Below are 22,331 nucleotides of genomic sequence, written 5' to 3' on the forward strand. Positions count from 1 at the left end.
TCGGCTCTGGTTTTTCAGATTTAACCACTTTAATCTTCAATTTATAGTTCCCTTTGAACGGCTCCATAACTAGAATTTCTTGTCCATCAAATACTTCTCCAGTATACGGTCCAATTAAAATTACATCCCCCTTTGAAGAAATATAGCCTTCAACATAATAATTTAAATCGCCTTTGGGACGTGCAGGATTATCAAATGTGCTATTAGGCGTAATCACAATTTCATCATATCCTGGTTCATCTGGTGTATACCATGCTAACGCCTTTGTTGGGCTGAAAATCATTGTAGTGGATAAAGCAATTCCAATTGTCATAATACCAGCAGCAGTCTTTTTAGCAGTAGTTTTTTTGAACATATGTGTCACTATTACTAAATACTCAACTTTTGAGTTATCCTACTTTAGCAATAGTTTCCTCCCTATATATAGCATTAGGACAATGCTTGATATTCCTTAATTATTATTTAACCATATTAAAATATAACATTTTATGTAGTAATTGACTATGTGAAACCTTAATTTTTAGTCAGGATCAATTAATTCTTCCTTCGCTACTCCAAGCGCGTATGCTAAAGTCATTAATGCCCGATTTCTTGCCCTATGAAATTGGGATTCTGAAATATGAAATTGATTACAAAGCTGCACTACACTTTTATCTTTCTTAATATAGTAATGAATAATCAATTGCCTTTGGTTTAACTCCAAACGACTAATCTTACGTAATAGAGAAGTAGTAAACTCACATGCCTCAACATTTCTAAGAGCTGTACTTTCTGTAGAAGAATGAAACGTGGTGTTTACTGTAGTTGATTCATTTAAAGTGTACGAAGCTGTAATTTTTGGTTGCTGTTTCTCTTCTAAGGCCCAAACGTAGCGATGATACTTATTAAATTCTTTTAGAACAAGTTTAATAATTTTCTTCTCTTGTTCCTTAGTTGGTTCAACAAGCATTGCCAAACAAATCACCCCCACTTTTTCATTTCGATTAGCTTAATAAATAAAAACTATATATTCTTTGAACTTTATATAAAGATAATATGCTTTTGTGATTGTTTTTAATAAAGGTTACTTTTTATCTTTCTAGGGTAAAAATATGATTTAGTTTCGTTTTCATATCACTTATGCTTTACAATAAAAAAGTATATATTTTAAGTATGAACAGCATTTTACGATTTTCAATTTTTTTTAGCATGGAACGAACTTGATTCAAAGAGTTGTTCAAGAGGTACTTTTAGGCAAATGCTTATTGCTTTTGCTCTATCTGCACTTACACCACATCTTCCTTGCTCAATGCTATATAGAGTATTTTCAGGAACCTTTGTTATTCTAGATAATTCAGCAATAGTTAGACCTCTTGATTCTCTAATTTGTCGTATCAATGTTAAATTACTTTGATTTTCTGTAGTCAAATGCTCACCTCCTACCTATATTCTATTGGATTAATAATCCAATGTCAACGTTTAGTTTAAATCAATTCGTCGTTTTGTTCAAGCGAAGAGAATTGATTTTATCTAATCTAAAAAAATTCGAAAGGTTGATCGGATTGGAAGGAAATATTTTTGGTACAAACCTTAGAAACTTAAGAAATTTAAAAGGAATAAGTCTAAATGCTTTAGGAGAAGAATTGAATGTAACAGGAAGTGCTATTTCTTCCTGGGAATTAGGAAAAAAAGAACCTAATTTAGATATGTTAAAAAAAATAGGAAACTACTTTACGGTAAGCATCGACTATTTGCTTAGTCATCAAGTCTCTAACAGTGAATCCCAAAAGAAAGAAGTCGTTTCTAAGCTTGCCACAAAAATTTATGAAAAGTATCGTGATGTTCCTGATAGTAAAAAAACAATGGTTGAACAAGAAATATTGAATTATGTTGATTATTTACATTTCAAAGCTCAAGCTGAACATGAAGAATTGGAAAAGCTAGGACATAATTAAAAGACTACTAATAAAAAATAAAAGGGTGGAGCATCTCTCCAATCTTTAATTTTTACTTTTAACAGCCAATTTTCTCAGGATCAGCCGTCTGATCTAACAACAAGTTTTTCAACTCAACCAAGTCACATAAAACTTAAATACAAATCAAGGTGAGCATTATAAAATTTTCATATAGCCAATGTGTTTCTTACAGAATACAAAAAAGGCGTAAACTAATGTTTTAGTCTACGCCTTTTTCTTCAATCCGAAGAACCACTTTTAAGAAGAATAACCTCAAAAAAACCAATAATATTGTTAAAAATCCCATGTAAGTATACCCTTGCATACCTTGTATAAATACACGAAACAGTATAATATTATTGATGTCGCATCTGGTTATGCTTCATCAAGTGGGCAGCCTTTCTAAAACAGTTCGAGTGTTTTAAGAAGGTCGAAAATATAAAGAGCTCCAACTCTTTATATTTTCAGCCCGTGTAACTATGTAATTGTTAGTAGTTCACAATTTAGATGCTAATAAACATCTGTCAAAATTAAGATTACAACGATTGTTTAGTATCGTCAATCCATAATTTCTCAAAAACTGCTATATCTAACCAAACTACATATCAAAAGTCTTTGGAAAACCCAGTGTTATCAACGAATTAGATGACTGGGATTTTTTTTTTGGACTTTTTACAATTACAAATTGTGGAAATACGTAGAACGTTTGTTCTAATTTTAGTACTTATTTTTAGTTTTGTAAACATAAATCGTAATAAATAACAATAAAAATATAGTTTTTCATTCAGAATGCTAGTTTGTGAATTTTTCACATACGTTTCTCTTATATCAAATTTGATATTTGGGAAATCTCCCGTAAAACAGCGAATGCGATTGCCTCTATTGAGACAATCGCATTCGTAATATTTAAGGGTTAACCCATTCCGCCACCGGGATCTCCCATTCTAGCATATAATTGTTCAGAATCTTTTTTGACTATATCTTTTGATTGTTCTTTACTACCAGTAGCCGTAAAAACAATTCCTGCTACTAAAGCAATAGTTGTTATTGCAAATAGAATTTTCTTCATATTACACCACCCTCACACATTGTACCATTTCTAGAGAATTTAACCAACATCTTTTTCGGTAACTTGCTATAAAATCTATTACCTTCGCACTCGAATTGCATAATTGAGTTTTCAATTAAAGTAATATCATTCTTTGCTATTCCTAAATAACAGTATTGCATTGGAGTTAAAAATCCTTTATTTCTTTCTAGTTCAACAAGAATTTCAACTGCTTTTTGACTATTACCCTTAACAATCTCAAGAAAAGCTTCCTCAGCAGGATGATAAATTTTAATATTGTCTAGCTCCTGTTGATTGACTAACTTAATAAATGCATGGGTAGTGAAAATTGATTCTTTTCTTTTGTTTGCTCTCTCTGATTGACATAAATCAAGCATTTCTAATGACTTATTTATATACCAAGTTGCTCTTTCATAACTTTCAAATGTATATGATTCAGCAAGGTATACTAATGCTGAAGCTCTTAAAAGTGAGAAACAATCTTTATCATCTTTTAAATGCAATATTTCGTGACATAATTCCCTGGCCTTATCAACTTTATCTTGCATTAAATAAGCATAGGATAATCCCTCTTTAATTCTTCCGCTATAAGCTGCTCGAATAAAATCATCCGTAATCAATTCGATATTAGGTTGCATTACTTCCGCATAATCAAAAAGGGAATTGAATTTCTCTAAATCGTACATCGTGTAGAAAGTTAATATCCCATATAAGACCTTAATTTCTTCCGTCTTAATAATTTTACGCTTTTTTCGTTCTTCAAGTTCGTCCAATAATGCTTTTCCTTGAAGAATACCACTACTACGCATCCAAACTAGCTCATATGCATAAGCCCATTCTCTATTCATTGCTAACGATGACTCTTTCTCACTATCAACGACTAATTTTAATAGCCCAAGATCACCTTTAGCATTTGCGTATTCCATAGCAATTCGTAAATTTATCTTACTTGTGGTAACAGAACAAAATTTATATAGCATTTCCTGCCTTTTATTTATATCGTCATATAAAATGTTGAGTAACTTAAGTAAACTCCAAAAACCAAATTGTGTTTTACCTGCTAGGTTCTTTGAAAGTGTACCACCAGCAACTCCCATTTCTTTCGCAAGATCTCTCTGATTCCTTCTTTGGAAATCAATTGTATCTATAAGGCTACTTAAAAATCTATCTATTGTTTTTTCAGATTCTACATTCTGACTCTGCTTTAAATTCATACTAATTGCCCCTTAATGTAAGGATTCCCCCACCAACATCTTTTAAACTGAATGTTAGCATATGGTATCTTAGCATAATAGTACTAGAAGACTTGTCGAAATTTGTCGGTAAACCGAACTAAGCAAATATGAAATAATGCATATTTAAAAATAGAGAACTTCAGTAATAAAACCAAAGCCCTCTTTTGCACTGTAATTTTTAGTTATCCTTCGTTTCTTAACTGCTTTCTTAACTTCCTATTCCCCACATACAAATAGGCTTTTGTCTCATAAGGCCCATGTTTAAAATATGTATAACTACCCTTGAAAATCGTTATTTGGCGCTTCTCAGTCTGCAACAGCACCCAATACTTACTTTCATCCAACACAACACCTGATACATTCTTACCACTAGGAAAATAAACCGTAATTGTATCCCCCACAGAAAATACATACTCCGTAGGCTTTTTATAATCAGCTAGTTTCATTTCCTCCGTGTAAAAATCATTTGTCATAAGTAGTGGCTCATGCTTCACATGTGTAATATAAGATAAAGCACCCTTCATGATTGTATAATAATTATCTTTCTCACTTTTAACATAAAGATAATAAGCATCCTCAGACAATATAGTTCCTTTTATCCCCTTACCATCTTTAAATACACAACCTATCTTTTCACCGATATCAAATACAAATGACGTTTTCTTATTGCCCTCACTAAACTTAGGAGATCTTTCTTCAACAGTTAGAAACTCTTCATGCCTTATATATTTAACTTCAGAAAAATTAACTGTTACTTGATACGGATCACCGTTACCCTCCACATCAAGAACACAATAATACTCTTCTATTGTTGAAATTTTCCCTTTTAACAATTCATCATAATTAAGTAGCTTTATATCTACAGTAGCCCCCCTCATAAATACATAAGAGTGTCTGTAACGCCCCCTACTATCACGATCAATAGGATAATTTTTACCCAAATGAAACACCACCAATATTCTAATTTTCTAATAACCACCTAAAATTTCACATACCATATTGAGTATATAACCCTAGTACTGTAAGACTAAAACTCCAAGAATAAGAGAAACAAAAAACTAGGTAATGCTGTAACGCTATAGCTATCAAACCAAACCATGTATCGTAGATATAATTATGTATTGGCAGAGTGGACAATTAAAAATTAACCAGCTGGTAGCCCTTCGATTAGGCTGTATGACACCGTTTCTTCTGCCATAGCGCTATCGCTCTTTGCTTGTAGTAAGATATTACCCATTTGGGGAAACAGTTCGTTTAAATAGCTTAAATAACTCTCTCTTTTTTGCCCTTTTTCACGTAAGGCAAATGAAATTAACATTCCAATCGTTGAAAAACCTGTTTTCGCTGTTTTTCCTTTCCCTTCAACCGTCTTATATATTTTATTACTCTTTTTTAGGACAGTGTTTAGGGTACTTCTAGGAATATTAATCGCTTCACATAGTTCTTTTTGTGTAAAGTATAGCACAGGTTTGTTTTTAGAATTCATTGACAGGAAAGCGATAATATCTGCTTCCCACTCATGCCAATGAGAACGTACTCTATCCTCACGTTGTTTTTTGTGTTTTCTCCAGAATGCAGCTGGTGACCTAAACGAATTAACTTGTCCAGGTGTCGCATAGGTTTGAAGTAGACGATCAATGTAATCTTTATGTGCAGCCTGGTACTTTCCTGAATATGCAGACATGACAATCCCTCTAACCTCAGCATGATCTAAAGGTTGATCCAGGTTACTATTAAACTGATCCATCATGTCTAATGTCTCTTTAATTGACACTTCACTTTGAAAACAAGCTAATGACAAAGTGAAAATTGCATTGTTTCGCCCTGCTTTTGTCTGTTGTGGCGCTATATTCGTACAATTAATAATTTGTTTAAACCACGCTTCTTCAACCTGTTTTGGTTGCTCTACTGGTTTGTTTTTAGAGAATGGAGTTTCAATTACGTTATTTTCACCTGGTATTACAAAAAATTCTTTGCCTTTGTTATCATCTTGTCTCTTACTCCACTCTTGCAGTTCCTTGAAAGAATATACATTTTCCTCGAAAAACATAATGATATTCTCTTCCGAAGGCATTCTGAAGAAGCCAAAGTGATTACATGATAAATCCACGTTTGGCAAACTCTCAGCAAACATTTCTCTCAAGTTTTGAGAAATTCTTTTTGCCGATTTAATAGCGATATAGTTCTTTTTATTTGTTACATATACAGCTTTATCTAACACATAATATACTTGGTAACCCTTTGTAGTTTGAAGAATCATAGTCGGCACACCAAAACCAGCATTTAACGCAACATCGTTAATCGCTGTCATTGAGAATGTCTTTGAATCAATGTCGATTACAAAGCAATTAATTTGTTGTAAGTTCTCTTCTGTATGTCCAACGATAGTGCGAAGACCATTCTCGCCATATGTACCAAAATTATATACATTAGGAGTCCAGTGAGAAGCTTGTCCAACATGATCCAGTGTAGCTTCCTCAGATGTTAACACTACCCCTCTTGTACCAAAAGGTGCGCTTAAATCTTCCTTCTTACGAGTAATAAAAATAGATCCTTTTTTATTCTTCTTGCCATTCAGCATTTTGTCTTCAAATTTCTCTTGTTTTGTAATAGATACCAAAGCAGCCTTTGAGTTTTTAGATTTGTATTTTCGTAAACCTTTATGAAGTATAAGATTAATAGCTTTCTGTACTGTATTCATGTTGGACCTCCTTTCTACTAGATTTAAGACAACAAAAAAAGGTGAGCAGTTGTATCACTGCTCACCTAAATAAATAGACTTCCCGAATTGTATAAAAAGGTAGAAAAAACCATAATTAAATACGCTTATAAATGCACTTAAATAAGGGTTTCTATCTTTACAAATCTACACTAATTAACTATACTAATAGGAGATATTTCATATCTCAATAGCATAGTTAACTAGAACGGTTTGGGAAGTTTACTCACTGATGTAGCAGTGACGTAAATGGAATACAAGATGTGTCCAGCAAATTGTATTCACCAAGAAGTAGAAGTGTGTCCAGCAAATCTACTTCCTCTGTCTGTTTGGGATCTTCCAAATCTCAATTAGACAGCCGTTCTTTTTTTATTTGTTTTTATGTTTTATGTGTCTTATTTATTCTACAAATTCTTACGAATTTCTTATGTATAATATCAAACTAAATCGTATTGTGTTGAGAAACTTGTTGTCTATAACGTTACAACAAGTTTTTTTATTTGTAAATATCAAAAAAAGATACATATTAAGCATATACCCCTAAAAGGAGAAAAGATACATGTATCTTTGTATCTTTGTATCCTTTTATCCTTGTATCTTTGTATCCTTGTATCTTTGTATCCTTGTAATCTTATAATCTTGTATTCTTGAATAACCTACAAAACGTTGATTTAACAACATTTATTAAATAAATACAGGTTAGTTTTTAATAATAAATAAGTAAAAGATAAAAAAGGATACATTTATCCTTTTCATACTTCCGCTTCTATGTTATGATTGTTTCAGGATACAAAGATACATGTATCTTTTATTACAATTGTGTTACATTTAAAAAGGAGTGAATCTCTATGAAAAAAGGACACGTAATAATCAACGCCCAACAAAAAGGGGGCGTAGGAAAGACAACTGATTCTTGTATGGAATCTATTGTAGCTTCTCTAGTATTTAATAAGAAAGTTTTATTTATTGATACAGACCTTCAAGGGAATGGAACTACATTCTTAGCAAAATCTTTCAAAATAGAAGAAATGCAAAAAACATTAATGAAATGTTTAGAAGATGGTAATCTATCAGATGGCATTATAAAACTTCATGAAAACCTTGATATGATCCCATGCGGTTACGATATGAGAAAATACACAGATTTTTTAATTGAAAATTTTAAAACTACTGAAGATCGAACTTTTTATTTTGCAAAGTTACTAGATAAAATTAAATACGACTATGACTACATATTTATTGATATTCCACCTTCAACGGATCTTAAAGTGGATAATGCTATGGTAGCATGTGACTTTGTTATAGTTGTACAAGAAACTCAACAATTTTCCTATGAGGGAAGTCAAAGATTGATCTTTGATTATCTCCAAACTTTAGTTGATGACTTTGGAGATCTTGTTAAAATGAACGTAGTTGGAATTTTGCCTGTATTATTGCAGAAGAAACGTTCTTTACATAACGAGATTGTTAAAAATACTATTGAAACTTTTGGTGAGGAAAATGTCTTCAGTACAATAATAAATAATCATGCTCGCCTAGAATGGTATCCACGTATTGGGTTCCAATTTGAGGATCATCATGATAAGAGAATGCTAGCTCTTTTCTGTGACGTTTTCTGCGAGCTTGAAGAAAGAATCCATCTATTTGAAACTACAGAAGATATTGCAGACTATAAATATACCCCTAAATATTTTGTAGATAACAAACTTACTAAATTAGGGAAAGGAATTGATATAGGTGAAATTACTAAAGAGAGAGCAACCCAAAACTCCTAAGATTAATGAAAATGCTGATGTCACAAGAAAAAAAGTAGAAGATAATTCACCCGCTTCTCAGACAATAGCGGATGCAACAATTCAACAAAAAAAACAAGTTGGTTCTCATAATCGTAAAAATATAAAAGTTTCTCCTGATACATTTAGTCTGATTCAAAAAATCTGTACTTTAAGAAGCTTAAAAAAATATGAAGTAATAGATGAACTACTTGAGAATTTTATAAAAAACGAATTGACTGAAAGAGAACAGAAGCTACTTCAAACTCTTAGTTCTAAAGAGGATATATAGAGATACGCATTATGCCGTATCTTTTTATTTTAGGATACAAAGATACATGTATCTTTGTATCCTAAAAATCAATTTACTAAAGGAGATGTACCATGAGAACCCTTATTATTGCCTTAGTTGTCATAGGTTTAGTGTTTTTTAACGTAATATCCTTACATACAATTGGAACATTAGCCTTCATAATCGGATTCATAATAGGAATTGCACTTGGTATTTATCTCTTATATCGGTTTGTTCTTGGACTTCTTGCACTATTTATAGCTTTCATTGGCATTGTTTCAGTGATCTGCTTAATTACATACGCTGCAACCAATTTAATTTAAAAGGAGAATTGAATTATGAATGCTCTAAAGGAGAATAAAAAACAAATTTCTTTCTTTAAATTATTTTTCAAAAATCATCCCATAAACAATGATGTATTTGTTATTGAAGTAAGTGATAAATACTTCATTTTTGAATATGAGACTGTCATAAGTATGATTGAAGATTTCTCTCCAAAACAACAAGAAAATATAAGAAGGCAACTGCGACTTTACAATTCCTTAAATCAGGATTTAACCGTTTGCTTAATACAAATTGCATCTGATTATGTTAGAAGACTTATAGGAGAACATAAAAAAATAGAGTGCAGAATCCTACCTCTACACTCCATTTATAATCACAATTAAAGAATACGTAGATTCTTCAACGCAATATACCCAACTAAAATTATACTATATTTCTACAGTACTTGTAACTAAAATGGAGTCCAAACGTACTCCATTTTTTACCTATTAAACCTTTTTATTTTAGGATACAAAGATACATGTATCTTTGTATCTTTTTGTTGGTTTGGAATAAAGTTTGATTAAAACGCACTTTTTCTAATTAAAAAGTCGTTAGCTCCATTTGAATGCTGATGGCATCATTTAATTTCCTCATCACTTCTTCGTCTAAGGTTGTAATCTTCTTAAAAATCCTTTGTTTCCCTATCGTCCGAATTTGTTCTGCCATTGCAATACTACGTCGGCGAGGGTGTATACTTGTTCCTAAGTTAACCTGAGTTGGGAGTCTAACAAGATCGAAATTAACTATAATAGGTACAATTGTAACAAATGGAGCATGCTTATTGTTAATATAATTTGATACAATTACTACTGGTCTAATACCACCTATTTCAGAGTCCACAGGGCTTCCTAAATCTGCAAAGTATACTTCACCACGCCTTATAATAGTAGGAACCTTATACGTTCTTGGTTTAATTTTATTACCACTCACATTTAGTAATGGAACTAGCCTTTGTATCGTTTGTACTTGCTGCTCCGTTTGTACTTGCTGTTCCTCTTGTACTTGCTGTTCCTCTTGTACTTGCTGCTCCTCTTGTACTTGTTGTTCCGTTTGTACTTGCTGTTCCCCTTTTACTTGTTGTTCCGTTTGTACTTGCTGTTCCCCTTGTTTATACGCTGTAGACATACGCTCTAAAAATTTACTCATATCTGCCATGGTATTCTCGTATCTACCAAGAAATGAAAAAATTTCTTCTGTTGATATATCAAGACCAAGATATTTATGTCTAGTTCCTATATGCTCTGGTCTCATGAGTATATTAATAACTCTCTCTAAATGAAATAATTTAATAGGATGTTCAGCTACTTTCTCTAATTCCTTTCTTTCTGAAACAGTTATTTCCTGGTTTGTAACAAAGATAAAACCATTAGCATTATTAGATTTTACTCCTTCCAAATCACCTATAAACTTACTCTTAATTGCAGGGAATTTTTGCTGTCCTCTAGGAAAATAACAACCGACAACATAAACCGTTCCATCTTTGCTACATTTTAAATCCTTTTTTCCATCCGGCCCTCCTAAAGGATGCATTGGATCTACATCATTAAATTGCTCAGACATTAATATCTGTGCTGCAAGCCTTTCAGCGCCTTCTTGACCACCTGTCCATTCTACTAATGAATACCGTGCATCTCTACCGTTATTTCCCATCTTTTCACCCTGCCTATATCTCTTTATTTTCAATATATCTATATGTTATATGTATCCTAAAAACACTGCAATCATTAAAAAAGAGAAATATTAGTATTGGTTTGAAATAATATTTAATTAAAAATGTGCGATAAACTTGCATTTTATCATTTTAGGATACAAAGATACATGTATCTTTGTATCTTTATTAGAAGTGTACCAAAGAATGTTATAATAACCTTATCCCTTTTAGAACCGTATAATTCCCCTGTATACATATTTAAATAAAACTCCTCACTTAGCTATGTGAAATTTTAAGTTAATAAAAAATAATAATTTAGAAATGTTTTTGAAAATGAACCATGCCTAGGGAAAACGATATCTAGTATAATGCAAAAAATATAACTAAGACTGGAATAACAAGGGTTTATTATAAATTTACATTTTGTAAAAATATAATGAAGTATAATTCTGTTAATATAGAAATGTTTTTTGTTAATAAGGATCATTAAATTTACTCTTTTTTATGTTATGCTGAAATCAGCGGATATCGTTAGTCCGGTCGGACTGCTATCCTTTCTCTACTATTTAAAGAGGGAGGGGGTGTAAAGATGGACATAACGGAAATATATAATTACTTAACCGATTTACTTCAAGATCCTATTAAGGGCGCTTTAACAATAGTCCTAACAGCATACGCAGATAAACTAGCGGATAAAATCAAAAGTAAATCAAATAAAAGAACCACTCCTAAGGCCGGCAAGCGTAAGAGCGGTTCAAAACGAAAAAAATAATATTAGCAACCGATCGATTTACGATATCAGTTACCAGAAGAGGTGTTGGGACATCTCTTCTTTTTTATTATGAACAAACTTTTTCTTCAATATTACTCCAGTCATACATTAATACGTCAATGTGACTACTGTAAGTATAACAAAATCATAAAAAAAAACAAATAAAGCTTTATGAACTGCTTCTCTCAAATCTGAACAAACTCTTGTCACGAGAATTGACCATGTTCTTTGCACAATAAATGAAGACATACATGCTTCATAATTTAAGTACACCTTTTACTCATAAAAAATAGAGACGAAGCTCTTAGAGGGGTAAAGATAGACTCTTTTTTTGTTACAATAGTGATTTGTTAAATTACATACACTACAGCTAATTTAATCTAAATGGGTGCATAATTTGACTATTTGTTTAGTACATATTGCAGTTGATTATGTTAAAAGACTTATTGGAATCCATTTTGTATTTATTACACTTTCAATTTTTAGGATACAAAGATACATGTATCTTTGTATCCTTTTTGTTATTTCTTTAATTCAGCCCACTTATAATTGAATTCTCCACCAAAATCATTTGTTACTATGCCTTTGACTGAAGAACGCTGTAAATATGATCTTCCCTGCTGATAGAACGGTGCAACCGCTCCATCTTCTAATAAGATTTTTTCAGCCTCTTTCATTGCTTCCCAACGAGCTTTTTCATCACCAGCTAAATTCGTTTTCACTTGATGAATTAATTCGTCATATTGTTTATTTGAATACTTATCAAAGTTATAGGTACTATCTGTTGTGAATAAATCTAAAAATGTAATTGGATCAGGAATATCGGGACCCCATACATCAACACCTAAATCATAATCACTGTTTAGAAGTAATTGAATTTGTTGTTTGCGTGGCTGCGGCTTAACATTGACCGTTAACCCCTCTAAATTCTTTTCTAACTCACCTTTTAAATACTCTGCATTTTTCTTGGCAAACACATTATCACTTGTAAGTAATTCTAGTGTTATCTGCTCTTTCCCAAGTTCTTGCTTTGCTTTCTTCCAGTTTTCCTTCGCTGCTACTACATCATCTTTTACTAATGTTCCATTTTCTTTTCTGAAGTCTTTTCCGTCCGATTCTTTAGCAAAATCAGCTGGTATAAAACCATTCGCAGGAAGAGAACCATTGTTTAAAACTGTATCTACAAAGGCTTTCTTATTCATTGCCTGACTGATTGCCAAACGAGCATTTTTATTTTTTAACACTTCATTTTTTTGATTCATACGTAAAAACTGCACTGTAACTTCAGAACGTTCCTTGAAGTCAGGATTCTTTCTATATTTATCTACAAACTCACCTGTTAGTCCTACACGGTCAATTTGACCTGATTCATATAGATTTATTTCTGTTGATTTATCTTTCACGATATCAAAGTTGATTTCGTCTAATTTCACTGTTTTAGCATCCCAATAGTCTGGATTCTTTTTTAGCTGAAAACCTTGCTCATGCTTCCAATTCTCTAACGTAAATGCTCCGTTATAAACTAATTGATCTGCTTCTAAACCATACTGCTTCCCTTTTGATTCAAAATACTTCTCGTTAATCGGTAGAAACGTTGCAAACGTTGTCAAATCTATAAAGTAAGGGACGGGCTGCTCTAATTGTATTTCTAATGTTTTATCATCTACTGCTTTTACTCCTAGGTGATCTACAGATAACTCTTTACTATTAATTTTCTTTGCATTCTTTATATCAAAGAATAAAAACGCATATTCTGCCGCTGTATTAGGGTTCACAGCTCTTTTCCAAGAAAATACGAAGTCTTCAGCTGTTACAGGTGTTCCGTTTGACCATTTTGAATCCCTCAGATGGAATGTGTATGTTTTTTTATCTTCACTCACATCATAAGATTCTGCTACTGCTGGAATTAGCTTATTCCCTTCCCCCAACGTATACAAACCCTCAAACACGTTTTTCATTACGTTCATAGATTCACCGTCAGTTGCCTTTGTAACATCCATTGTTGGGATTTCCGCTATATACGGTAAATGAATAGATTGCTTTGTTTTATTCTTGTCAGTGGCCTTTGCTGTATTTTCTTTCTTTTCACTACTACACGCTGTTAGTAAAAAGCTAGCTCCTAAAACAGCAGCCATAATAGGCGTTACTTTTTTTAACATGTTTCTTTTCTCCCTCTCTACGTACGGTTCATATCATTATCTAGTTGTAGAATTTCATCGTCTAGAAGAAGAGGAAAACCTTATTCCTAAATAATAAACCCTTCGAATATCTTTCCAGTTAAAACGTAGCACCCAATGTTTTACATGTCAATCGTACAAATTGTAAATTTTAATATATAGAACTAAATTTATAAAGATATTTTAATTGAATTGGTTTAAAGTGAAATTTTTATATTATCATCTGAAAAATGACTCTTTATTTTCGTTTTTAACAGCAAATACGGATACGATTAATATAATTACACTAAAAAGACCCAAAATACCAAATACGAATTAATAGGACCGTTAAACAAAAACACCGTATATTTTTAGGTCTAAAATTATTTAAATTTATCATTATGGTACGTGAAATTATTAAATTCACAAATTTAGAACTCCTTTACACTTTTTTACATATATTGTTATAATAGGGTAAAACCCAAGCATTACCCCATTAATAAAAGGAGGACGTATATAATACGTCCTCCTTTTATTTTATATTTGCTCACCATTATCAATATAGCTGTATTCATAAGCTGGTGCAGGTGGTCGTCCGTGATCAAGAGTAACCAATCCAGTGTTTCCATCGGCAGAAATATAATCAGGTCTCTGAGGGGCAGGTGGTCTACCATGATCTGCTTGCGATGTATAAGATTCCGTAAAACTTCCAATAGTCAAAACAGCTGCAAAGCTAATAAATCCCATAACTATTTTTTTCATTTTAATGCACTTCCTTTCTGAAGTAATTGCTTAGCATCATGAGATATATTAAAGTATTTGCTAGCTTTCTCATGATTACCTTCTTGATAAAGTTTTTTAGCTAAAACTCCAGAATATTCTTCAATAAATCCATATAATTTTTGAGATTCAAAATAATTAAGCCCATCCGTAACAGCTGCTTCCAAACTTTGCGTACAATTTTCATCGTACTGCGCTTGAAGTATTCGTAAGTGATGTGTATATTCGACATCTGCTAATTCAAAACCTTGTAGCAGAAACTCATGTGCTTTCTCAATTTCATTTACTTTGAAATATTCTCGAGCTAACAAGAATACCGTTTTATGATAAGGTTTCTCGGATTGATAAACATCCATCAAATGTCGGATCGCAGTTGTGGATATACCTTGTTTTGCGTAAAGAAACCCTAAGTTATATTGAATTAAGGTAATCAATCGAGTACAATCATATTTTTTCGCCATATCTAAACATTTAATAAATAGTTCTTCCCCTTGTTCAAACTGGCTTAAAGTAACACTTGCCAATCCTAGAATTGTGTCGCATTCAATTTGATGTATTACATAATCATCATGCTTTTTGTATATATCTCTTGCATTCATTACATGTTTGATTGTTAATAAAGGCTGTTGAAGATGATAATATAGTTCACCAAGTTTGTAATTAAATTCTGCTTTTTCAATTTCATTAGGAATATACTCTAAAAGACGTTCAGCCTTTTCGAATTGTTCCATTGCTTCCACATAATTAGCAATCATAGTATTATGTACAGCTTTATAAAAATGATAGTAGTATTTTAAATAATCATCTATAGCCTTTGTTGTAAGTTTTTCAACAGCATCAAAATCACTATGGGATACATAGGATTTATTTATTAACACTTTATAACTATAATCCAATAAAGAATAGTACAATAATAGATTTTGATCTTGTAAATCACGATTTTGTTCCACCATTAAAATACTAATTTCTTCATCTACTTCATTCTTCAATTTAGTCGCTTTTGTAATTTGCTTAGATAGAATACTTTTATACCATTCATTTAATAACCTTGTAGATTTTTCATTATTCAGAACAATCACGATACATCCCCCTTTATCTATTTTACGTTTATAATCAATCATATCAGAAGTGAAATGTAATAAGTTGTAAATAACAACTTTATACAGTATTTTCTAAATATTCAGTTATTTTTTTATCAATTGACAAGAAAATCCGTGCAAATCGCTATATTGTGAAGTTGAAATTAAACAAATAAAACTTAACGTCATCCCAGTAAGGACATGGCATAAAGCACTTTGTCGAATTGTTTATAAAATATTTATATCTCAATATTATTTATTTTCAGAATATTATAGGTTAGTATATGAATTGTGCTAGAAAATACCGGTAAATTAGCATAATTATTGAAAAGAATGGAGATGTTGTTATGGGGTATATAAAATTATTAAAGAAAAAAACAATTCCTATGTTACTAGTTGGCGGCATGTTAGCTAGTACTGGATGGGGTGTAGGTAATGTATATGCAGACTCACCTAAAGCGCCTGAAACTACTAATTCATCTGCAAATTTTGCAGGTGTAACATCACCTTTGGATACTTCTAATGCAGACTTTGAAGTGTTATACAGTGAAACAGTGAAATTTGATGAAAATGAAAAAGTTATTAATAGAGAGATTTCAGGTACTGAAACTCGTACAAGTAATGCACAGGGAGTAATTATTGCTGATGGCAGTTTCAACTGGAAACATGCGAGTAGTAAAGATTCAAGTAATAGAATTAATAAAGATAGTTATAATGTAGGACTTATGCTAGTAAATGGATTATCTGTTTATATTCCTTGGAAACCAGTACAGGCGACAGCACAAGTAGTTGCAAGCGGATTAATGTATTTTAATCAACCTTCTATAACGTATTACCATACTGAAGCATATAGAGATATCGATGCAGTTAACCATTATGTAAAAACAGTAACAGATACAATTAAAAACGGTAAAAAAGTATACACAGATACAAAAGTTATGCGATATACAAAATAAAAAAGAAAACCGAACTAGACTAATTATCTAGTTCGGTTTTCTTTTTATATAAACGATTTATTAAACCAATGATCCACGAATTGATAATAACTATAGTAAAAATTACAAACAAAGCTACAATATTTTCATTAGAAGCTATGTATGGTATAAATGTACTTCTCACCACAAAAAATATAATTAAAGCAAACACAATTGCCCAAATAAATTTCAGCATAAATTCACCCCCTCTTTACAAATAAATACAAAAGTGGTATTAACATATAACTATTCTGTTTTGAAAATAAGATTCCTTTTATTATTTAACAAGGATTATAAAAAGAAATAACTATATTAATACCCCTTGTATGTCTACTTTGAATTGATTAAACCTTATCTATTCAGCAAAAAATGAGTACACCCATTAATGAATGTACTCATTTCCAAAACTTCCACCATGATTTTCTTTTTGCTGCTGCTATTTCTTCCTGGGCTGATACAATAGTACGTTTTGCTTCTTGAATCTCTCGGACCATCTTCATAAGATTATCATCCCTTAGCTCTAACCTCTTTTCTATCCTTTCTTCACGTTCCTTCCGATCTTTCATATCTTCCTCAATTAATGTATTCCGTTGATCTATGCGATCAATTAATCTCTTTTCCATTTCTATTAGATTTGCTTGCTGTACCTTATTAATTTCTTCTACCATAGCGCTATATTGTTGTTGGAATTGATATTGCATTTGATAAGGAACTGAATCAGTACCCTGGGATTCCTCTCTCTTATTAGCGATTCCAAACTGCTTTGCAATCATTTTCGAGGCTTTTTCTAAAGTCATACCATCTTGCTTACTCAACTCTACTAACTGTTCAATAAGTACAATATCAAATTCTGTATATTCCCTTCGCCCTCGACTATTTTTTCTTACATCATACCCTTCACGTTCAAGGACATCCGAATACTTTCTAAGTGTGCTACCACTTACCCCTAAACGACTATAGACCTCACTGCTGGTATATACTACTTCTGCTTCTGACATAGCGCTACACCACCTCCTATAAGCAAAATTCCATACCCAAGGTTTAATACCTCTTAAAATCCATCGACGAAGCTCGCACAGTCTTTGCTAGGTTTTGTCGGAATAGGTAGATTGGAAATCACACGAAATCATTCGTATAAATTATTTATTTCAAAAAAAATATATCTTTTTGAAAAATTACTCTTAGAATCTGAGGAAAAAATTCTTATAATACGCAAAGTAGGCTTTTATGGCGCTATGCAGCTATCAAAAAGGAGGATATTTAAATTATGAAAACGACAAAGGTTAGAAAGAAAAAATTAAATGTAAAAATTTGTTTTTGGGGATTCAAGCTTTTTGTTAAATACTCTGCTTAACAACATATTTATATTCAAATTATATTTTTAAAACCCCTTCATAAAAGAACGTGAGTTCGTGTATAATAAGAACAAACGTTCTTTTACTTTAGGAGGAATCACGATGTATGACTATTCAATCCTACCGAATAGAATCATCTTATGTGTTGATTTACGCAGCTTTTACGCTTCAGTGAGCTGCATCAAAATGGGACTTGATCCTATGCATACAAAATTGGCTGTAGTCGGTGATGTAAATAGAAATGGTTCAATCGTTCTTGCTGCAACTCCCCCCTTAAAAGCCCTGGGTGTAAAAAAGATGGCAAGGCTATACGAGATCCCTCGAAGAAAAGACATTCTTGTTGTGAATCCGATTATGGGAACATATATAAAATGCTCCAACTACATAACAAAATTAGCTTTACAATACGTTCCTATTGAGGATTTTCACCAATACAGCATCGATGAATTTTTTATGGATATTACCGATAGCATTCATTTATTTGCCAACAATCCATACGAATTCGCTATGAAGTTCAAGCGTGAAATATATGATCATACACGAGTTGAATGTACAATTGGAATTGCTCCTAACCCACTCATGAGTAAGGTTGCTTTAGACATTGAAGCTAAGAAGAATAAGGACGGAATTGCTTTTTGGAAGTACGAGGATGTACCTACAAAACTTTGGAGCATACGACCGCTTAATAAGTTTTGGGGTATTTCGTACAAAACAGAAGAAAAGTTAAATCGAAAGGGAATTCATTCTATCGAAGATTTAGCCAATTACCCTCTTAAATACTTAAAACAGAGCTTCGGCAAAATCGGAGAGGAATTGCACTTACATAGTAACGGCATTGACTTCAGCCGTATTTCGGAGAAATACGTTCCTGCTACAACTTCTATTGGAAAAAGCCAAATTCTAATGCGTGACTATACAATAGAAGAATTCCCGATTGTTCTACTGGAACATATTGAAGAAGTTTGTTATCGCCTTAGAAGACAAAACAAACTTGCTCAAACCGTTCAATTTTCTGTTGGTTATAGCAAGAGTTATAACGGTGGTATTAGAAAAACACATACTTTAAGTCGTCCAACTAACTTAACAATGGATATTTATAAGATTTGTACATACTTTTTACATCAACAATACACTGGCGAACCAATCCGCAGCATAAACATTTCTCTAACGAATCTAATTCGAGAGGGGGAGGAACAAATTTCTCTTTTCGATAATGTCACGCAACGAGAACAAGAAGTGAAGTTAACAAAAGTAATGGATGAAATACGCACAAGGTTTGGGAAGAACAGTATTTTGCGGGGGATTTCCTACACGCATAGCGCTACAGCTAGATACAGAAACACACTAATAGGGGGCCACAAATCGTGAATAATGCTAATATGCCAAAAGGAAGAAAAATGGTCAAATGGACTCCATTCGCCGCATTAACATCTCAATTTGACGGAATACGTGAAATGATTAAGGAACAAAACAAAGTAACCCGTCCTATCTTAACAACTGAAGAAAAAGAACGAATTGAAAACATGCTACTATGTTCCTTAGTATCAGAAGAAGAAATAATGATTACATATTATGAGGACGGTTATTTGCTTTCTAGTTATATGACCGTTGTAGATATTGACCCGTCAACTAGCGCTGTTGTATGTACAGATGCTTTTTATAACAAGATGAAACTGCAATTTTCTAATATAATAGATGTGAAGTGAAATTAGATATACATAAAAGAAGAGGTAAACCTCCCTCTTCTTTTTAGGATGTTTCAATTATAATAAACCCACATTCTCTGAAGTATTGTTCCAAAATAGGAATCACAAAATCCCCAACCTCAGATACATCATTAATTACTTTATGTTTTTCATTCGCTTCTATTATTCCAGTTCCATTTTCATGATTCATTGAAATTTTAAATGTAATTTCTCTTTTATCCATTAATAAACTAATTATTTGATTATCCTCAACAATACTAATTTTCTTATCATTCGCTGGATTTTTTAAAGTTCCCCCCAGAGAAAATGGATCACTTAATTCATCAAATTCCCATTCAAATTTATTTTCTCTAATTAGCACTTTAGTCACTTTATGTCCTATCACCCTTTGCAACATCTCATATATCTCAATTTTATAGATATAGTCATATCTCAATTGACTCTGTTTTGACTCCACTGCAACTGCACTGATAAGTGCTTCAATTTGCTCTTTTTGAATCGGATTTTTGGTGCTAGTCGGATAACAATCCAATATACTACTAATAATATCTTCATCTAAACATTTAAGTAGGTCCCTCACTGTTCTTAAGCTCAGATAAGAATACCCCTTTGTTTTAGTATCAGTCAAATAACGATAATTAGAATAAAAGGCATTTACAAAAGCTTCCCTATATCCCTCTAACTCCCCGTTAAAGGCTTTATAACATTCTAATAAACCTCTAGAATAAAGTTCATATTGGTGAAAATATATTGTAGCGCTCGCTCTTGAAATGAAACTTTCAAGGAGTTTTTCATCATACCTTTTCCCTCTAAAAAATTCGTTCATGTCTTCTGCATCTAAGAGTAGTTTTATCAGTGATAAGAGATAACTATCCTCTGTTGCTAAAATGTCAGTTGCTTGTCGCTCTAATTCTGGTAATTCATTTCCCTTAATTTCTAATAAAATTGAGAAATAAGCACCTGCAGCTTCACTTCTTAAAGAGCTATTTTCTACAAATATTTTATAGATATAGTTTAAAACATTAATATGTTTATCGGCATCTACAATTTTAGAAATCAGATTTTTATATTTTATATGTTTAAAATTATTTATAGATAAAAGTTCTTCAGCAGCATCTTTCCACTTTTCTTCTATTAATTTGTTATTGTTCCATTTATCTTGTGTCAGTAAAATAAGAGATTCAAGGAATTCTAAAATTTCTATTTCATCTATAATTTCGATAGAGTACATATTCTTATAGAACTCTTTATCAATTTTGTTAACTTCGTCTCTATTGACCCAATAAATCTTTTTATTAGTATCTGTACTTCGTTTGGCTTCTTCAATTACTTCATTTAATATCCCCCTGATATTGGGATCTTGTAAACTATAACCGATAAAAACTATATTATTTTCCATAAAAGTTGAATATAGTTTATGAGAAATATATTTATTAGTACTAGAAAAATCTTGATAGTCTTTTTCAGTAATTATGATACCGTTATTCTCATCCGTTATACAGCCGTGAATTTTATATATCTTAATTCTGTTGTGCGTAACTTCTGATCGATTCCTATTGATACTCGATAAATCTCTGTGAATAACAGAATAACTACTAATACAATATTCTAAATTAGTGTCATAATTTGTTGTAATTATTTCACTTACATGTGAAGATAATAAATCGAAATATTGAAAGTATTTTTCATATCTAGTTTTATTAAACATACGCTTATCTTCATACTTTTGAATTTCATTTTTTATTTCAACTCTTATATCTTTCTTTTCATCACCCTTTAAATTTTGTAACAATGTATCTACGTATCCTGCAAGTCTTAAAAAATCAACACCAATTAACTTATCAATAATTAACTCATTTATTTTATCGTAATTCTCTCCACCTTCTCGTAGTAAAGGAAAAAGATTAGACTCTACTAGTTTTTCCATAAAATTATTTCTTTCAATAATTCCCTTTAATAATCTTCCCCAAGTAGGATATCCTAAGTCGGCTGAAAAACCTGCTCCAACAAATAATGAAACTTTATTCCCAAGAAGATCAATCGCTATATTACTAATTAACTTATGATTCTGCGAACCATTTATCTCCATTTTCTTTTCCCCAATTCGTGATTATTTGTTATGTAACTATTCTACATTCCCCTATCAAATGATGGATTTATTTTCTGAGGGAACAATACATTCATTGCTTCTACTGTTAAAATCCACTCTCCCCGCTGTTTCCCTTCAGGTTTATAGTATTTCAATTTCCCTTCTTTAATTAATTCACCAACTAATTCACTATCTTTAATTCTCTTCAATTTCATTCTCAATGCTTCCTGTGTAATTCCCCAACGATCACACGCTTCTCTAGGTGTCATAATCTCATCTAACAAAAACATCATCAAAATCACCCTGTCACTTTACCTATAAGTTTGCCGCAATTGGAAGCATAAACTTGCCGAAATTCACTTGTTTTAGAAGATATTTATCTAATTGTTCAAAGAAAATGGAATCATAACTTTGCCATGGA

24 protein-coding genes are annotated in these 22,331 nt (G+C 31.9%); 9 read left to right on the top strand and 15 right to left on the bottom strand.

Annotated elements, in window-relative coordinates; translation table 11 throughout:
- The 3 genes from MHI26_RS30890 to MHI26_RS30900 form a co-directional block, all read right to left on the bottom strand.
- Positions 1 to 355: hypothetical protein (locus MHI26_RS30890; RefSeq protein ID WP_340994855.1), on the bottom strand; the 355-nt coding region annotated here is incomplete at its 3' end.
- Positions 356 to 520: 165 nt separating this feature from the next.
- Positions 521 to 949, bottom strand: coding sequence for an ArpU family phage packaging/lysis transcriptional regulator (locus MHI26_RS30895; RefSeq protein WP_061667736.1), 429 nt, complete (start codon positions 947 to 949; stop codon positions 521 to 523).
- 224 nt (positions 950 to 1,173) lie between these two features.
- Positions 1,174 to 1,407: a helix-turn-helix domain-containing protein gene (locus MHI26_RS30900; RefSeq protein ID WP_061667720.1), complete on the bottom strand. Its 234-nt coding sequence runs from the start codon at positions 1,405 to 1,407 to the stop codon at positions 1,174 to 1,176.
- A 134-nt stretch (positions 1,408 to 1,541) separates the two neighbouring features.
- Here MHI26_RS30900 and MHI26_RS30905 point away from each other — a divergent pair, with 134 nt between their 5' ends.
- On the top strand, positions 1,542 to 1,934 hold the full coding sequence (locus MHI26_RS30905; RefSeq protein ID WP_061667721.1) for a helix-turn-helix domain-containing protein: 393 nt from the start codon (positions 1,542 to 1,544) through the stop codon (positions 1,932 to 1,934).
- Between the two features lie 913 nt (positions 1,935 to 2,847).
- Here the strand turns inward: MHI26_RS30905 and MHI26_RS30910 are convergent.
- The 4 genes from MHI26_RS30910 to MHI26_RS30925 form a co-directional block, all read right to left on the bottom strand.
- Positions 2,848 to 3,003 (bottom strand): hypothetical protein, encoded by a 156-nt coding sequence (locus tag MHI26_RS30910; protein WP_340809322.1) that lies wholly within the window; start codon positions 3,001 to 3,003, stop codon positions 2,848 to 2,850.
- Positions 3,000 to 4,217, bottom strand: a complete 1,218-nt coding sequence (locus MHI26_RS30915) for an AimR family lysis-lysogeny pheromone receptor (protein WP_061667722.1) — start codon at positions 4,215 to 4,217, stop codon at positions 3,000 to 3,002. Before MHI26_RS30915 ends, MHI26_RS30910 begins: the two co-directional genes overlap by 4 nt.
- Before the next feature lie 203 nt (positions 4,218 to 4,420).
- On the bottom strand, positions 4,421 to 5,179 hold the full coding sequence (locus tag MHI26_RS30920; RefSeq protein WP_061667723.1) for a hypothetical protein: 759 nt from the start codon (positions 5,177 to 5,179) through the stop codon (positions 4,421 to 4,423).
- 203 nt (positions 5,180 to 5,382) lie between these two features.
- Positions 5,383 to 6,939 carry a primase C-terminal domain-containing protein gene (locus tag MHI26_RS30925; RefSeq protein WP_061667724.1) on the bottom strand — a complete coding sequence of 519 codons (1,557 nt, stop codon included), beginning with the start codon at positions 6,937 to 6,939 and terminating at the stop codon, positions 5,383 to 5,385.
- Between the two features lie 866 nt (positions 6,940 to 7,805).
- On the opposite strand from MHI26_RS30925, the gene prgP reads away from it, so the two are divergent.
- From prgP to MHI26_RS30945, 4 genes are all read left to right on the top strand, one after another.
- Positions 7,806 to 8,732 carry a ParA superfamily DNA segregation protein PrgP gene (gene prgP, locus MHI26_RS30930; protein WP_061667725.1) on the top strand — a complete coding sequence of 309 codons (927 nt, stop codon included), beginning with the start codon at positions 7,806 to 7,808 and terminating at the stop codon, positions 8,730 to 8,732.
- The gene (locus MHI26_RS30935) at positions 8,695 to 9,021 is read left to right on the top strand and encodes a hypothetical protein (RefSeq protein WP_061667726.1); all 327 of its coding nucleotides are present in this window, start codon (positions 8,695 to 8,697) and stop codon (positions 9,019 to 9,021) included. Before prgP ends, MHI26_RS30935 begins: the two co-directional genes overlap by 38 nt.
- A gap of 92 nt (positions 9,022 to 9,113) precedes the next feature.
- Positions 9,114 to 9,344 (top strand): hypothetical protein, encoded by a 231-nt coding sequence (locus tag MHI26_RS30940; protein WP_061667727.1) that lies wholly within the window; start codon positions 9,114 to 9,116, stop codon positions 9,342 to 9,344.
- Positions 9,345 to 9,359: 15 nt separating this feature from the next.
- Positions 9,360 to 9,689, top strand: coding sequence for a hypothetical protein (locus tag MHI26_RS30945; protein WP_061667728.1), 330 nt, complete (start codon positions 9,360 to 9,362; stop codon positions 9,687 to 9,689).
- Positions 9,690 to 9,888: 199 nt separating this feature from the next.
- Here the strand turns inward: MHI26_RS30945 and MHI26_RS30950 are convergent, their stop codons facing one another.
- Positions 9,889 to 10,998 carry a type II toxin-antitoxin system PemK/MazF family toxin gene (locus MHI26_RS30950; RefSeq protein WP_061667729.1) on the bottom strand — a complete coding sequence of 370 codons (1,110 nt, stop codon included), beginning with the start codon at positions 10,996 to 10,998 and terminating at the stop codon, positions 9,889 to 9,891.
- Between the two features lie 590 nt (positions 10,999 to 11,588).
- On the opposite strand from MHI26_RS30950, the gene MHI26_RS30955 reads away from it, so the two are divergent.
- Complete coding sequence (locus MHI26_RS30955) at positions 11,589 to 11,771, top strand: hypothetical protein (RefSeq protein WP_061667730.1); 183 nt, start codon at positions 11,589 to 11,591, stop codon at positions 11,769 to 11,771.
- Between the two features lie 521 nt (positions 11,772 to 12,292).
- On the opposite strand, the gene MHI26_RS30960 is transcribed toward MHI26_RS30955, so the two are convergent.
- From MHI26_RS30960 to MHI26_RS30970, 3 genes are all read right to left on the bottom strand, one after another.
- Positions 12,293 to 13,930 carry a peptide ABC transporter substrate-binding protein gene (locus tag MHI26_RS30960; protein WP_061667731.1) on the bottom strand — a complete coding sequence of 546 codons (1,638 nt, stop codon included), beginning with the start codon at positions 13,928 to 13,930 and terminating at the stop codon, positions 12,293 to 12,295.
- Between the two features lie 534 nt (positions 13,931 to 14,464).
- Positions 14,465 to 14,689 carry a hypothetical protein gene (locus MHI26_RS30965; protein ID WP_061667732.1) on the bottom strand — a complete coding sequence of 75 codons (225 nt, stop codon included), beginning with the start codon at positions 14,687 to 14,689 and terminating at the stop codon, positions 14,465 to 14,467.
- Positions 14,686 to 15,786, bottom strand: coding sequence for a response regulator aspartate phosphatase (locus MHI26_RS30970; protein ID WP_179862934.1), 1,101 nt, complete (start codon positions 15,784 to 15,786; stop codon positions 14,686 to 14,688). The genes MHI26_RS30965 and MHI26_RS30970 overlap by 4 nt, the downstream gene beginning before the upstream one ends.
- 347 nt (positions 15,787 to 16,133) lie before the next feature.
- On the opposite strand from MHI26_RS30970, the gene MHI26_RS30975 reads away from it, so the two are divergent.
- Positions 16,134 to 16,742 carry a hypothetical protein gene (locus MHI26_RS30975; RefSeq protein WP_061667734.1) on the top strand — a complete coding sequence of 203 codons (609 nt, stop codon included), beginning with the start codon at positions 16,134 to 16,136 and terminating at the stop codon, positions 16,740 to 16,742.
- Between the two features lie 19 nt (positions 16,743 to 16,761).
- On the opposite strand, the gene MHI26_RS30980 is transcribed toward MHI26_RS30975, so the two are convergent.
- Together MHI26_RS30980 and MHI26_RS30985 are read right to left on the bottom strand one after the other, a co-directional pair.
- The gene (locus tag MHI26_RS30980) at positions 16,762 to 16,956 is read right to left on the bottom strand and encodes a hypothetical protein (RefSeq protein WP_016084083.1); all 195 of its coding nucleotides are present in this window, start codon (positions 16,954 to 16,956) and stop codon (positions 16,762 to 16,764) included.
- Between the two features lie 199 nt (positions 16,957 to 17,155).
- Positions 17,156 to 17,758: a DUF3967 domain-containing protein gene (locus MHI26_RS30985; protein WP_061667735.1), complete on the bottom strand. Its 603-nt coding sequence runs from the start codon at positions 17,756 to 17,758 to the stop codon at positions 17,156 to 17,158.
- Positions 17,759 to 18,217: 459 nt separating this feature from the next.
- On the opposite strand from MHI26_RS30985, the gene MHI26_RS30990 reads away from it, so the two are divergent.
- Together MHI26_RS30990 and MHI26_RS30995 are read left to right on the top strand one after the other, a co-directional pair.
- Entirely contained in the window at positions 18,218 to 19,483 is a 1,266-nt protein-coding gene (locus MHI26_RS30990) for a Y-family DNA polymerase (RefSeq protein WP_340809344.1), read from the top strand.
- On the top strand, positions 19,480 to 19,821 hold the full coding sequence (locus tag MHI26_RS30995; RefSeq protein ID WP_061667831.1) for a YolD-like family protein: 342 nt from the start codon (positions 19,480 to 19,482) through the stop codon (positions 19,819 to 19,821). Before MHI26_RS30990 ends, MHI26_RS30995 begins: the two co-directional genes overlap by 4 nt.
- 43 nt (positions 19,822 to 19,864) lie before the next feature.
- Here the strand turns inward: MHI26_RS30995 and MHI26_RS31000 are convergent, their stop codons facing one another.
- On the bottom strand, positions 19,865 to 21,910 hold the full coding sequence (locus MHI26_RS31000; protein ID WP_061667832.1) for an SIR2 family NAD-dependent protein deacylase: 2,046 nt from the start codon (positions 21,908 to 21,910) through the stop codon (positions 19,865 to 19,867).
- 41 nt (positions 21,911 to 21,951) lie between these two features.
- Positions 21,952 to 22,203 (bottom strand): helix-turn-helix domain-containing protein, encoded by a 252-nt coding sequence (locus MHI26_RS31005; protein ID WP_061667833.1) that lies wholly within the window; start codon positions 22,201 to 22,203, stop codon positions 21,952 to 21,954.
- Between the last annotated feature and the right edge of the window lie 128 nt (positions 22,204 to 22,331).

It is taken from the genome of Bacillus sp. FSL K6-1218 (genome assembly GCF_038006445.1).
Classification (GTDB): domain Bacteria; phylum Bacillota; class Bacilli; order Bacillales; family Bacillaceae_G; genus Bacillus_A; species Bacillus_A thuringiensis_S.

Coding starts and splice junctions, on each gene's coding strand:
- MHI26_RS30895 (WP_061667736.1), bottom strand. CDS start 949: ATGCTTGTTGAACCAACTAAGGAACAAGAGAAGAAAATTATTAAACTT.
- MHI26_RS30910 (WP_340809322.1), bottom strand. CDS start 3,003: ATGAAGAAAATTCTATTTGCAATAACAACTATTGCTTTAGTAGCAGGA.
- MHI26_RS30915 (WP_061667722.1), bottom strand. CDS start 4,217: ATGAATTTAAAGCAGAGTCAGAATGTAGAATCTGAAAAAACAATAGAT.
- MHI26_RS30925 (WP_061667724.1), bottom strand. CDS start 6,939: ATGAATACAGTACAGAAAGCTATTAATCTTATACTTCATAAAGGTTTA.
- prgP (WP_061667725.1), top strand. CDS start 7,806: ATGAAAAAAGGACACGTAATAATCAACGCCCAACAAAAAGGGGGCGTA.
- MHI26_RS30940 (WP_061667727.1), top strand. CDS start 9,114: ATGAGAACCCTTATTATTGCCTTAGTTGTCATAGGTTTAGTGTTTTTT.
- MHI26_RS30945 (WP_061667728.1), top strand. CDS start 9,360: ATGAATGCTCTAAAGGAGAATAAAAAACAAATTTCTTTCTTTAAATTA.
- MHI26_RS30950 (WP_061667729.1), bottom strand. CDS start 10,998: ATGGGAAATAACGGTAGAGATGCACGGTATTCATTAGTAGAATGGACA.
- MHI26_RS30955 (WP_061667730.1), top strand. CDS start 11,589: ATGGACATAACGGAAATATATAATTACTTAACCGATTTACTTCAAGAT.
- MHI26_RS30960 (WP_061667731.1), bottom strand. CDS start 13,930: ATGTTAAAAAAAGTAACGCCTATTATGGCTGCTGTTTTAGGAGCTAGC.
- MHI26_RS30965 (WP_061667732.1), bottom strand. CDS start 14,689: ATGAAAAAAATAGTTATGGGATTTATTAGCTTTGCAGCTGTTTTGACT.
- MHI26_RS30975 (WP_061667734.1), top strand. CDS start 16,134: ATGGGGTATATAAAATTATTAAAGAAAAAAACAATTCCTATGTTACTA.
- MHI26_RS30980 (WP_016084083.1), bottom strand. CDS start 16,956: ATGCTGAAATTTATTTGGGCAATTGTGTTTGCTTTAATTATATTTTTT.
- MHI26_RS30985 (WP_061667735.1), bottom strand. CDS start 17,758: ATGTCAGAAGCAGAAGTAGTATATACCAGCAGTGAGGTCTATAGTCGT.
- MHI26_RS30990 (WP_340809344.1), top strand. CDS start 18,218: ATGTATGACTATTCAATCCTACCGAATAGAATCATCTTATGTGTTGAT.
- MHI26_RS31000 (WP_061667832.1), bottom strand. CDS start 21,910: ATGGAGATAAATGGTTCGCAGAATCATAAGTTAATTAGTAATATAGCG.
- MHI26_RS31005 (WP_061667833.1), bottom strand. CDS start 22,203: ATGATGTTTTTGTTAGATGAGATTATGACACCTAGAGAAGCGTGTGAT.